Origin of the sequence: Nostoc sp. LEGE 12447 (assembly GCF_015206985.1) — a bacterium.
Classification (GTDB): domain Bacteria; phylum Cyanobacteriota; class Cyanobacteriia; order Cyanobacteriales; family Nostocaceae; genus Nostoc.
On the sequence record NZ_JADEXT010000014.1, the window covers coordinates 98,377 to 111,354 of the forward strand.

The 12,978-nt window shown below is 39.0% G+C and carries 12 protein-coding genes; 7 read left to right on the forward strand and 5 right to left on the reverse strand.

Annotated elements, in window-relative coordinates; all coding sequences use genetic code 11:
• Positions 1 to 73 precede the first annotated feature (73 nt).
• On the reverse strand, positions 74 to 1,465 hold the full coding sequence (locus tag IQ274_RS16490) for a cytochrome P450 (RefSeq protein WP_194142889.1): 1,392 nt from the start codon (positions 1,463 to 1,465) through the stop codon (positions 74 to 76).
• A 169-nt stretch (positions 1,466 to 1,634) separates the two neighbouring features.
• Positions 1,635 to 2,603, reverse strand: coding sequence for a terpene synthase family protein (locus tag IQ274_RS16495; protein WP_194142890.1), 969 nt, complete (start codon positions 2,601 to 2,603; stop codon positions 1,635 to 1,637).
• Between the two features lie 641 nt (positions 2,604 to 3,244).
• Here IQ274_RS16495 and IQ274_RS16500 point away from each other — a divergent pair.
• From IQ274_RS16500 to IQ274_RS16520, 6 genes are all read left to right on the forward strand, one after another.
• Complete coding sequence (locus IQ274_RS16500) at positions 3,245 to 4,567, forward strand: response regulator (RefSeq protein ID WP_228058214.1); 1,323 nt, start codon at positions 3,245 to 3,247, stop codon at positions 4,565 to 4,567.
• Between the two features lie 29 nt (positions 4,568 to 4,596).
• Positions 4,597 to 5,748, forward strand: a complete 1,152-nt coding sequence (locus IQ274_RS16505; RefSeq protein ID WP_163929262.1) for an FIST signal transduction protein — start codon at positions 4,597 to 4,599, stop codon at positions 5,746 to 5,748.
• 6 nt (positions 5,749 to 5,754) lie between these two features.
• Positions 5,755 to 6,798 (forward strand): sensor histidine kinase, encoded by a 1,044-nt coding sequence (locus IQ274_RS16510; protein WP_194142891.1) that lies wholly within the window; start codon positions 5,755 to 5,757, stop codon positions 6,796 to 6,798.
• 153 nt (positions 6,799 to 6,951) lie between these two features.
• Positions 6,952 to 7,077 carry a hypothetical protein gene (locus IQ274_RS37375; RefSeq protein WP_265578548.1) on the forward strand — a complete coding sequence of 42 codons (126 nt, stop codon included), beginning with the start codon at positions 6,952 to 6,954 and terminating at the stop codon, positions 7,075 to 7,077.
• A gap of 108 nt (positions 7,078 to 7,185) precedes the next feature.
• Positions 7,186 to 7,728 carry a methanogen output domain 1-containing protein gene (locus tag IQ274_RS16515; RefSeq protein ID WP_163929260.1) on the forward strand — a complete coding sequence of 181 codons (543 nt, stop codon included), beginning with the start codon at positions 7,186 to 7,188 and terminating at the stop codon, positions 7,726 to 7,728.
• Positions 7,729 to 7,812: 84 nt separating this feature from the next.
• Complete coding sequence (locus IQ274_RS16520) at positions 7,813 to 9,174, forward strand: ATP-binding protein (protein ID WP_194142892.1); 1,362 nt, start codon at positions 7,813 to 7,815, stop codon at positions 9,172 to 9,174.
• 353 nt (positions 9,175 to 9,527) lie between these two features.
• On the opposite strand, the gene IQ274_RS16525 is transcribed toward IQ274_RS16520, so the two are convergent.
• Entirely contained in the window at positions 9,528 to 11,132 is a 1,605-nt protein-coding gene (locus tag IQ274_RS16525; protein ID WP_194142893.1) for an NAD(P)H-quinone oxidoreductase subunit N, read from the reverse strand.
• A 3-nt stretch (positions 11,133 to 11,135) separates the two neighbouring features.
• Here IQ274_RS16525 and IQ274_RS16530 point away from each other — a divergent pair, with 3 nt between their 5' ends.
• Complete coding sequence (locus IQ274_RS16530) at positions 11,136 to 11,315, forward strand: hypothetical protein (protein WP_163929257.1); 180 nt, start codon at positions 11,136 to 11,138, stop codon at positions 11,313 to 11,315.
• A gap of 159 nt (positions 11,316 to 11,474) precedes the next feature.
• Here IQ274_RS16530 and IQ274_RS16535 read toward each other — a convergent pair whose 3' ends face one another.
• Together IQ274_RS16535 and IQ274_RS16540 are read right to left on the reverse strand one after the other, a co-directional pair.
• Positions 11,475 to 11,747, reverse strand: a complete 273-nt coding sequence (locus IQ274_RS16535) for a hypothetical protein (RefSeq protein ID WP_163929256.1) — start codon at positions 11,745 to 11,747, stop codon at positions 11,475 to 11,477.
• A 78-nt stretch (positions 11,748 to 11,825) separates the two neighbouring features.
• Positions 11,826 to 12,884, reverse strand: coding sequence for a WD40 repeat domain-containing protein (locus IQ274_RS16540; protein ID WP_163929255.1), 1,059 nt, complete (start codon positions 12,882 to 12,884; stop codon positions 11,826 to 11,828).
• Positions 12,885 to 12,978: the final 94 nt, after the last annotated feature.

Here is a 12,978-nt window from a genome sequence, read left to right on the forward strand (position 1 = left end):
CAATTCTAAAAACCCAGTTTGTCACAAAAACTGGGTGATTTCTAAGACTTATCAAAACAACTTTGGTAAGCTACTAGGATATGGGTGTAGTTGTCATATTAACTAAAGACTCTTGACGGGCACGTCGTCCTGTAATTACCATCTTGACTCCACTGGAAGGCGCAAGGGTAAAACCTCGACGCTTAGGCCGCTCTGGATGCCGATCAACTAGCGCCAAGTGATAGCGTGACAAAACGGTTGCTAATACTAGTTTCATCTCAAATAGAGCTAAAGCCTCACCAATACAACGACGCGCACCACCACCAAAGGCCAGGAATTCATAGGGAGAAAATTGACGTTCGACAAAGCGCTCTGGTTGAAACTCGTTAGGCTGGGGATATAAATCCTCTCGCTGATGAGTGAGATAAATACTGGGAAGCAGAACAGTTCCAGGCTCTAAAGGATGTCCCAATAATTCAACGGGTTCTTGCACTACTCTGGGAAACGAAAACATTGTAACGGGGTGAATTCGCAAGGTTTCATTACAGACAGCTGTGAGATATGGCAGTCGGTAAATGCTCATAGGATCTGGAGAATCACCGAGAGTATCCAGTTCTTGGAGCAGTTTTTCATGGACTAAGGGCTTTTGGTGAATCCAGTACAATCCCCAAGCCATTGCCGATGCCGTAGTTTCATAACCGGCAAGTATTAAGGTTATTAACTGATCCCGCAACTCCTGAACCGTCATCGGTTGGCCCGCTTCATCCCGACATGATATCAGCAAAGAGAGAATATCGATGCGTTCTGGGTCGGCTTGTTGCTGACACTCGGCAATTTCAGTGTAGAGAAATTGATCAATTTGTTCTCGATTGCGTAGGAACTTTCCCCAAGGACTCCAAGCTCCTAAATCTTGTTGCAAGAATGAGAAAAAGAATAAGCTAGAGGTAAAAGGTGATTGGAAAAGCTCTAACAGCAACGGCAATAGTTGCCTAAGTTTTTGAATTTTTTCTCCCTCATACAAGCCAAAAATAGCCTGTAAAATGACTTGCTGGGATATATCCTGTGTTAGATTACGTGCTAAAAAGGGCTTATTTAGTGGTAACTGACTAAAGATTTTTTCAGACACATTACAGACTAGCTGACCATAGGCTTGCATCCGCTCTCCATGAAAAGAGGGTGTCACCAGTTGTCGTTGGCGTTTGTGGCGATCGCCCTCCAGCATCACCACTGAATAATTCCCCAAAAGCGGCTGCAAAATCCCGTTGAGTTCCCCAACAGCGGCAAACTTCTTTCTATCATTAGTTAAAATTTCCTGGATTGCCTTGGGATGGTTCACAAAAACTACTGTGTCACCAAAACCGATTATTTTTCCGGTAAAAATATCGGGATACTGTTGAGCTGCATTTTCCATATAGCTAACAGGGTCATTAACCCACTGAAGCTTTTGTAGTAATGAGGGAGTTTTGAGAGGATTAGGTAGTTGCATTTAATGTTTCATTACTGAAATTGTGCTAAGTTATCGCCCTTATTTTTAGAGTAATAATTGACTATTGAAATTTTATATTCAAATGCTCAAATCTCAGAAATACAAGCAGAAAAAAGTATAAGTAAAATGTGCAAAAGTTTCCTGCTTTGATTAAAAAATTGCAATTTTTTTAACATTTAATTACCTCTAGCTTTTCAGCAGTATGATAGCGAGTAGATTGAGCGCACCAAGCGAGATTGGCACTTATCCAGCTATGCAATCCTGATATATATTTTGCGAGTTCAGCATCTTCTTCTTCTCCAAAATTTGGAATAGATGCTTCTAAATTCATCATATTTAGCACGTCTTGATCGTGGATTTCAGCAGCACGATTGATTGCTTGTACTAAAGGCAAGTTTTCTTGATAATGCAGTACTAATACTAAATTATGAACGTCACCATCTTCCATTTCCCTGAGTGCAGAGAAAATATCATTACCCCAGCAAAGAACCTTATTTGCCTTCAGTTTTAGTTCTTTCACGATGTCGTGTTCTCGTACAAAATCAGAAATTATTAAATGGTCGCAAAATTCAATCAATTCGATAACAGGCTCCACCCCTCCGGCTAATATACGTATCGCCATATAAGTGTCAATATCAGGTACAACTCCCTGTATACGGTTAGTTGCTTCCTCGACACATCCTTGGAAGTAGCCTTTAAAGCTACAGAGAAAGTGATGAAACCATTTTGTGTTTCCTCTTTCGAGTATTCGATGTCTTAAGTTACTTAAGGCATGAGCAAGGGGTACATCTTGATTTGTAAGTTCTTTCCCATTTAATATTCCCAAAAATATATCGTGAAAACCCTTTAGTCGTTCAGGTTGTTTTCTTAAATCTGATAAATCGCATTGGTCATCCCAAATAAATAACCAACTCAATAAATCATTTGCAATCTTCAGTTCTTCAAGCTGGCAGGAAGGGTAAGTACTTGCAGCTAATAAAAAAAATTTTGCCTTGCAAAAACGTTGAAAAGATGATTTATCTGGAAGTAGTTTGAAACGAAGTACCCATTCAAGAGAGTATTCTTCTAGAACATCAACATACTTATTCATCAGGGATGGAAATGGGCAGTATAAATCATGTGAAAGTAATTGATTCATAAAAATAGATTGGTTAGAATTAACGAACATAAATTACAAAACAAGAAGATTAACAGACTCATAGAGAGCCTATATAAATCTTTTTGAAAATAATTCAGTTTAAGCCCATACGCTCTACAGTATGGAAATGATATTCACGTTGATTTGAGTGGTGCGTAAATCTATCTGAATATTTCAAAACTTAATCAGTATTGTTAAACTTTCTTTGAAAGAAGATAACCGCAATTACACGTAATTATATTTTTTCTTATAAAAATATTAATATTAGAGGCTATTCATAATAAATACTGTTGACTAACTGAAAAAAATAACTTATGTCATCCACTAAATTGTTCTGAGATAGCACAATTTTATAAAAAGACAAGGGTAATAATGACTAATTTTAGAGCGATCGCCTTCATGCAAGAGGAGCTGCGACTCTAGTGAAAGTGCAGATTTGTAGTTAATGGTCATGTTGGAGCGATCGCTTCCGTAGTCGCATAGAGCAATTTGGCGTGAGAATGTTGCTGTTATCAGAGTTTTTGGGAACTATATGGTTGTAAGAGGATAAATTTGCCAGTCAGTCTGCAAAATAGATGTGACTTAGCTGCGATCGCAGGCAATAGTAAACAATAAATAAGGAGTTAAATTAATTTAAATACATGAATTATAAGCCATATCTACAAATGCTTAACCTCCCAGAAGATAGTTTAATTTTAGTGGTGGATGATACCACTACAAATTTAGGAATTGTCTTTGACATATTAACTAATGTTGGTTTTAAAGTTGTTACAGAAAATGATGGCAATAGGGCACTCAAGCAGGCTGAAGAGCAATTACCTGATTTAATTTTATTAGATGTAATGATGCCGGGAATAGATGGATTTGAAACTTGTAAAAGACTGAAAGAAAATTCAGCTACTTGTGATATTCCAGTAATTTTTATGACAGCTAACTCTGATACTAATAGTAAAGTTAGGGGTCTAAATATAGGGGCAGTTGATTATATTACTAAACCCTTTAATGAAGAAGAATTACTAGCTAGAATTAAAACCCATCTGCAATTACGAAATCTTACAAAAACTTTAGAGAAACGAGTTGCAGAAAGGACAGCAGCATTGTCTAGGGCATTAAAAGACCTACAAGAGTCTCAACTTCAGCTTGTGCAGACAGAAAAAATGTCTGCTCTTGGTCAGTTAGTAGCAGGAGTTGCTCATGAAATTAATAATCCAGTTAGTTTCATTCATGGAAATCTCGGACATGCTTCAGTATATTTTCAAGACATGGCTAATATTATTAACCTCTATCAGCAGTACTATCCAAATCCGGTATCAGAAATTCAAGAGGAAATTGCAGGGATAGATTTGAAGTATATGCTTTCCGATTTACCTAACTTAATTTCTTCAATGAAAGAGGGTGTTCAACGCATTCGTAATATTAGTACTAGTTTGAGAACTTTTTCTCGCGCAGATAGCGATCGCAAAGTTTCTTGCAACATTCATGATGGCATTGACAGTACAATCATGATTCTTAAACACCGTTTAAAAGCATCCGAGAATCGACCTGATATTCAAATAATTAGAGATTACAAGAATTTACCAGATTTAGAATGCTTTATCGGACAGCTTAATCAGGTATTTATGAATTTATTAGCTAATGCTATTGATTCTTTAGAGGAGTCTAATATAGGACGAACTTATATTGAAATTGAAGCAAATCCTAATCAAATTTTTATTCAGACTACTCTCAATGAAAACAATAATTATATTCTAATTCGGATTAAAGATAATGGGGTGGGAATGTCGGCTGATGTCCAGCAAAAAATCTTCGACTATTTATTTACCACTAAGCCTGTTGGTCAAGGTACAGGATTAGGATTATCAATTGCTCATCAAATTGTTGTCGAAAAACATGGAGGAACTCTGGAGGTAAATTCAGCACTAGGACACGGTTCAGAATTCATCATCAGGCTTCCCCTTTCCTAATCATACTAAATGCCGTTATCGGAATCTTTATGTTTAAAACAGCAGTAGGTCACAGTAACGATCCAGATTCTCTGTCAGCAATTGAAGAAGTTCTTCAGCAATGTATCAGTTCCCTTGGAGGAGATATACCAAAAGCTGGGATTCTTTTTTCTGCGATTGACTTCGAACATGGTCTCATTTTGCAGCAAATTCGTCACGTTTTTCCAGGTATTGAGTTGATTGGTGGAACAACAGATGGAGAAATTTCTTCAGTCTTAGAATTTCAGCAAGACTCAATCACCTTAATGTTATTTTGCTCAGACGAAGTTGAAATTCATGCAGGAGTTGGACGCAAAGTTTCAGGCGATCCAATTGCTGTAACTAAACAAGCTATAGAGCAAGCCAAAGCAAAAAGTACTGAAACTCCAAGGCTATGTTTAACTCATCCAGAGAGTCTTACAGTTAGTGGTGTATCTATATTGCATGGCTTAAAATTAGCTCTTGGTCAAAATGTGCCGATATTCGGTGGTTTAGCAGGCGATCAGTCCAGATATCAAAATACATATCAATTTTTTAACACAGAAGTATTAAGTGATTCTGTACCAATTCTGCTTTTTTCGGGCACAATATTGTTTTCTCATGGTGTTGCAAGTGGTTGGCATCCTATCGGTCAAATAAGCCAAGTGACTAAAATAGATAAGAACATACTCTATGAAATAGATGGTAAACCAGCTTTAGATTTTTATCATCATTATCTAGGTTTACTTCCTCCTTCAATGGAATATCCTCTAGCAGTATTTGATCGGAATGGAGACAATTTTTATATAAGAGCGCCGATTGCTTACAATCAGGAATCTGGTAGCATCACCTTTTTTGCAGATATTCCCGATCGAGCTGTAATTCAAATTGCAGAAGCAGGTTATGAAGATATTTTGGTAGCTTCCAAAGCATCATTCATGAATGCTTTAAATAGTTATCCAGGTGCAGAACCAAGTGCTGTTTTATTTTTTTCATGTGTAGCTCGTCGGCAAATACTTGGTACGAGAGCAAAAGAAGAGTACCAGAATACAAAACTCTGTTTAACTTACCATTTACCTGCTTGTGGATTTTATTCTTATGGAGAAATTGCTCCTATAGATCGAATTAGCGAGACACAATTCCACAATGAAACTTTTGTAACTTTAATTTTGGGAACTCGATAGAAGCTTATGGAATTTGTGGATTACCAACAAGAAAATAAGGAACTAAAAAAAGCGAATAGAATTCTCCAAAAGCAATTAGAGCGTTCTGAAGTAGACCGGGTAAAGCTAGAAGAGACAAATGAAAAAAAAGAATATTTGCTCAGGAAAGTAATTGCTGAATTAAAAGAATATCAAAACAATCTAGAAGAAAGAACCCATGAACTAGAAATGATGCTTCTTAATCTTCAGATAATGCAGAATAAAATGTCTAGTTTGGGAAGTCTAGTTGCAGATGTAGCTCATGAGATTAACAATCCAGTTGGCTTTATAGAAGGTAATCTGGCTCCGGCTCAAGAGTATATTCAGAATTTGTTACATCTGATCGACCTATATCAAAAAACCTATCCTCAAGCATCTCAAGAAATTCAAGAAATAATCCAAGTAATGGATATAGAGTATGTGCGCGAGGATTTACCTAAACTAGTTTCATCAATGAAAGAAGGTACTAATCGCATTTCTAGTATTAGCAATAGCTTGCGAAGTTTCTCTAGAGCAGATACAGAACAAAAAGTTCTGTTTAACCTTAATGAAGGTATTGATAACACTCTTTTTATTCTCAAGCATCGCTTGAAAGATAATAAGATTCGTCCTGCTATTCAAGTAATTAAAAATTACGGTGAGCTTCCTCCCTTACCATGCTTTCCAGGACAATTGAGTCAGGTATTTATGAATTTGTTGGCAAATGCAATTGATGCTTTAGATGAGTCGAATTCTGGATTGAGTTTTGATGAAATTAATAAAAGTCCCAATCAAATTATAATTCATACTGCTCGAAACAAAGATGAAAATCACGCATTGATTAGGATCCAAGATAATGGTGTAGGAATGTCGTCGGATGTTCAGCAAAAAATATTTGGTCATTTGTTCACAACAAAACCTGTGGGGAAAGGAACAGGATTAGGATTATCAATTGCCTATCAAATAATTGTTCAAAAACATAGGGGAATTCTAGAAGTAAAATCTATCTTAGGAAAAGGTTCTGAGTTTATCATCAGCATTCCTATATCTTAAAACAGGAAATTTATCAATTATTACTATTAATTAAAATAAATATTTAATTTAGAATCAGGCGATCGTGAACTAATAATTTGTGGCCCATAATTGGTAATTAAATGCGCTTTTAGAAAAACAAAATTCATTTATTTAAAACAGAAAAGCTTTATCATGATTGTCAGTGAGCTGGTTTATTTGAGAGTGAGAATTGGTTTGAAGCTAGAAGAGACTTTGCAAAACTGGGAACTATCGCAACGACAAGATTTAGAATTTGCGATCGCTATCACAATTTATTAGAAACACAAGCAAGCACCAAATTCTTTAAAGAAAGGTATCAACCAGTTACTTTATGGTCATTTTGGGGAACTCTATAACTGTAGTTCCAAGATTGTGTTCTCAAAATTTATGACTAATGCACTTAATCATTCGATAGCCACGCTTAATGTTTCTTTAGAACGCGATATATTTTTACGTACATTAATTAGAGAATTATCTGGCACTTTGCAGGATGTAGTTGGCTTAGAAGAAGCTTCTGGATTTATTAGTGTAGTTGGTGAAAGGATGGCTACGCAGCTTGACCAAGATTACAAATCTGCTCTGGAAGTCTCTAAACTCTCTCGTAAGCAGGTCGCTGATGTCTTGATTGATTTAAAAAAACGAATCCAGGGCGATTTTTATGTTGTTGAGCAGGATGATGAAAAAATTGTCTTTGGCAACCGCGTCTGCCCATTTGGGGAAAAAGTGCTTAATCGCCCTGCCATGTGTATGATGACTTCAAACGTCTTTGGGACGATCGCAGCTAATAATCTGGGATATGCGAAAGTAGAATTGCAACAGACAATAGCACAGGGTGCTTCGGGATGTAGAGTTATTGTTTACTTAAAATTTACAGAAGAGGCAGAAGATGCAGAAGGTCGAGAATACTTTAGGGGAATAGAATCCGTGTAAATTCTTCCTCACTAAACTAACCATAGGATACAAGCTTGAGTGCAGATATGTAAATTAGAATCGAACCCTGAAATTGGAAGCCCCATGACTCCCGAACAATTTCTTGAATTTGCCAGAGTTTTACCAGAACCTTTGCTCCTGGTGAGTGGAGAGGGTCAGTTGCTCGCGACCAATCAACCAGTAGCAGATATGCTGGGGTTACGTCGTCAGGAACTGCGGGGGAAAATGCTCATTGAACTTGTAACTCAGTCTGTTGACGATGTTGTCAAGTACCTGCAAGCTTGTTCAAGTAGTAGAGCAATGGTTATTGGCTCCTTGACTTTGCGAAAGAATGATGGACAAACCTTAATATGTCGTAGTCAAGGAGCCGTTATTCAACCTTGGTCTCCTGAATCTTCAAGTTTAATTCTCTTACGCTTAGAAAATAGAACTTTAGCTAGCAGTAATTTCGTTCTCCTAAACCAGAAAATCGATGAGTTAGCAAAAGAAGTTCAGAGACGTAAACAAGCGGAGGAAGCGCTGTGGAAAGCTAATCAAGAGTTAGAAATTCGGGTTGAGGAACGTACAACTGCTTTACAAGAAACACTAAACGAACTACAACTTACCCAAACTCAACTTATCCAAGCTGAGAAAATGTCTAGTTTAGGTCAGATGGTTGCTGGTATTGCTCATGAAATAAATAACCCCGTCAGTTTTATTTATGGAAACCTCCACCACGCCTATAAATACACTCATGATTTACTGAAATTGGTGCAAATCTATCAACAACTTTGTCCCAATACTCCTCTAGAAATCCAACAGGAGCTAGAAGAAATAGACTTAGATTTTCTGATTCAAGATATAACTAAACTCTTCCAGTCAATGACAGTGGGAACAGAGCGAATTCAGGAAATTGTTAAATCACTACGTAACTTTTCCAGACTGGATGAAGCAGAGCTTAAACAAGTCAATATACATGAAGGAATTGATAGTGCTTTAATGATTTTGGAGCATCGATTCCAAGCTAGGCATGAGTATCCAGAAATCAAAGTGATCAAAAAATATAGTCAGCTACCTAATGTAACTTGCTATCCTGGTCAACTTAACCAAGTGTTTATGAATATTCTTGCTAATGCGATCGATGCACTGGAAGCGCTGGCAGTCAATTCACAAACAACTGACAATCAAAAGCTGACAAATAATAATCCCCAAATTCAAATCAAAACTGAGGTAATCAATGAAAAATGGATTGCGGTTAGTATTGCTGATAATGGTTTGGGAATAGATGAACAAGTTCGCTCAAAGGTATTCGATCCATTTTTCACTACCAAAACCGTGGGTAAAGGCACAGGACTAGGGCTATCTGTAAGCTATCAAATTATAGTTGAAAAACATGGCGGACAACTGAGCTGTTTTTCTGTTCCAGGAAAAGGTGCAGAATTTGTTATTAAGATACCTGTTAACTAAGTCTCATAAAATTTTAGGACTTACGTAAAAGAATTACCCTTACAATTTTGCGTAAGTTCTATAGGTGCATCTTCATACAGAATTCAATACTGCTCGAAGCAACACATTCTTGGGTAAAGACGCGATTCATCGCGTCTCTACAGATGGTCTATTTGTCGCATTCTTTTTTCAAATTGGTATTAAAGGTTTTTTCTTTCCCCCGCCCCTTATCCCTAGAAGGTACCCCACCTTACCCTTTTCCCCAAAACCCGACAAGTATTGATACAGAATTGGTATTAATAGATATGAAAAACGCCTGTCTGCTAATTAGCAGACAGGCGTATCTTTGAGTACAAAGTTATATTGAGAATCGGTTAAATCTTAGCGGTAGAATCAACTGAGGGGTGAGACTGACTAACCGAATCTAACTTTGGCAAAAGCAGCAGATTTTGTGCTTCTACATGACTGTTGATTGTTGCTTGCAAAAATGGGGTATTGGAGATGGAATTATTAGCCAATGTAAACAGTGGATTTGACAAAATCCCTGCTAGGGAAGTGGCAATTAATGTTACCACCAACCCGACTTGCAAAGGTCTTAGTCCAGGCAAATCCCAACGCACTTGTGGATAATTCTTTACCGCGTCGGACATTTCATGGGGTTCTTTGACTACCATCATCTTAACTACGCGAATGTAGTAGTAGATAGAGACGACAGTGGTAACTAAGCCCAGCAAGACTAGCCAATAAAGTCCTGCTTGCCAACCAGCCCAGAATAAGTAAATCTTGCCGAAAAACCCAGCTAATGGTGGAATACCACCCAAGGAAAGCAGGGCAATACTCAACCCCAGTGTTAAGAGTGGGTCTTTTTGATATAAACCTGAGTATTCGGCAATCTGGTCGGTTCCTGTCCGCAGTGAGAATAGGATGATGCAGGTAAAGCCGCACAAATTCATGAACAAGTAAACCAGTAGGTAAAATATCATACTGGCATACCCAGCTTGTGTGCCAGCAATCAAGCCAATCATCACAAACCCAGCTTGGGCAATGGATGAATAAGCTAGCATTCGTTTCATGCTGGTTTGGGCTAGGGCGACTACATTACCCAAAATCATGCTGAGAACGGCTAAAGCAGTGAAGACAAATCTCCACTCATCTGCAACAAGAGGGAAGGCTGTTGTCAGCAAGCGGATGGCTAGGGCAAACCCAGCTGCTTTGGAACCAACAGATAAAAAGGCGATGACTGGGGTGGGAGCGCCTTCGTAAACATCTGGTGTCCACTGGTGGAAGGGTGCAGCGGAGATTTTAAAGCCAATACCTGCGATCGCAAAAACTAGAGCAATCACTAAACCTAAAGATTGTCCCACTTTCGCTGTGGCAATGCCATTAGCGATCGCACTTAATTCAGTTTGTCCTCCAGATAATCCATACAGCAGTGATACACCGTACAAAAATACTGCTGTACTGGAAGCTCCAATTAACAAGTATTTCAGCGCCGCTTCATTGGAGCGGGGGTCACGCTTGGTATAACCTGTCAACAAGTAAGATGAAATACTCAGGGTTTCTAGGGAGATGAAAATCATCACCAACTCACTAGCCCCGGATAAAAACATCCCTCCTAAAGTAGCACTCAGCAAAATAGCGATGAATTCGGCTAAAGGAGTACCGCTTTGATCGACGTAGCGAATTGACATCAGTATAGTCACAGCCGCAGACAAGGCAATGATGCCGCGAAAGACGATACTTAAGTCATCACCATTAAAGCCACCGGTAAAAGAGATGGGATTAGGATTGTCCCATTGAAAATATAGGGCGACAATGGAAGCAAATAAACCTGCGATCGCTAGATATCCAATCCAGCGGGCGGATGTACGCCCCAAAATCAAATCAACAATCAAAACCCCCAAGAGGGTGAGAATAACAATCCCCTCTGGCAAAATCGTTCCAGCGTTCAACTGGGATGCAATATTAGCAAAATCCATGAGATGTATAGGTTTTGGCGATTAGACATTAAGGCTAACTCTGTTCACTCTAGCAAGTTTTCTAATCCCCGGACTAGCTCTTTGAACAAGAGCTTAACAGCTTGGGTGCAGATTGCGATCGCCTACGGCATACTGTTCGCGTTCGCACCAACTTCACTAGTTTACCAGCAGGTTTCTCAGTAGTTAGGGATTCGCCTAAATACTTTCCTACTTGGTTTTAAGGTATGACCTTAATTAAATAATGATGCCGCAGCTGCGATCGCTATATACAAAAAGCTAATTAATAATTAATAAGGGCACAGAATTGCTGTGCCCCTACAAGATTTATAACTTCTAACTTTATTAAAAACCGACTGATGGCAGCTTGCCTTGTAGCGATTGAAATTTAGACTGAACACAGTTTGCACAATTGCAACCAACTTGATCAATAATCGGATTGGATGTTTGAATCAAGTTCGGGGTTGCCAGATCAGAAATTTGTTGTGTAGACGCTACAGTAACAATTTGTGTAGCATATAGAGATTTGAGGCTGGATGCGTGTACTGGATTAACTATCAGCAGCATGGATACCAGAAATGCGGGACAAGCAAGTAAAATCAGTTTCACTATGTTCATAATTTACACAAAAATACCTTTGGTCATACAGCATAACCAATAAATTGCAGAGGTTCAACTTTAATTACTGAGTATTATTTAACTGCGCCCAAATCCTTGACCTCGTAAAACCTTTGACCAAATAACCAATTCGCCTTGCTCACCGCCTGCGGCCAGTAATTTGCCTTGGGGATGCCAAGCTAAGGTCGAAAAACCTCCTGAGACACCTGTGATAATTTGAGATACTTCCTTGGCTTGGTTCCACAAACACAACCAGCCGTCAGCAGCAGCAGAAGCAAGAAGGAAGCTTTTAGGTGCAAAGGCGATCGCATTGATCACACCCACATGATTTGTTAATACTCGTGCTTCCCAACCTAAAGTATCATCCTCTAGTTTCTCCCACACCACAATACCTTCAACACTGGAAGATGCCAGGATTGGCGCACCTACTTTAGTCATAGCTTCTGACCATGCCAATTGGCGAATTTTTCCAGGGAAACCACGCATCACCCAAGGGTCGGGATTGTTCCATTCTAAAACGGTGACACTACGATCCATGTTGCCAGAAGCGAGGAATTTACCATCGGGCGACCAAGCCATCGCTAAACTGACAGTAGTCATATCTAGGCTGTATGGTTCCTCATCCCAGTTTTGACTATGCCAAATCTTTACTCCCTTATAACCACTAATGGCTAAGTATTGTCCGTCAATGCGCCAATCTATACCCAATACTGAAGAGTTGTCAAAATTCAGCGTCACGACAATTTCATGAGTATCTGCATCCCAGACTTGGACGTACCGCCCCAAACTAAAAGCCAGTTGGTTACTGGTGTAATTCCAAGCTAGTTTGTCAACCCATGCGGGGGCATTTTCTAAGGTGGCGATTAATTCAGTGTCGCGCCAAATTTTTACTTGTCCATCTTGTCCACCAACGGCTAAGAATTTTCCATCTGGGGAAAAGGCGAGACAGTCTACTGATTTACCGTTACCAGCTTGTAAAGTTGTGAGTTCGCCATCATTCCACAGAACCACTTCACCGGCGGCGGAAGTTGCTGCTAAAGTTTTAACTTTTGGCGACCAAGCGATCGCAGTTACATAATCTGAAAGTGTCCCCGAATAGTGTTGTTCAAATTCCTTTGATTTGGTTGTGGAGTTCATAGTTATTGGGTACTGGGGAATAGGGACTAGGGACTGGGGAATAGGGATTAGGGACTGTGGGGAATAGGGATTAGGGACTGGGGACTAGGGAGTA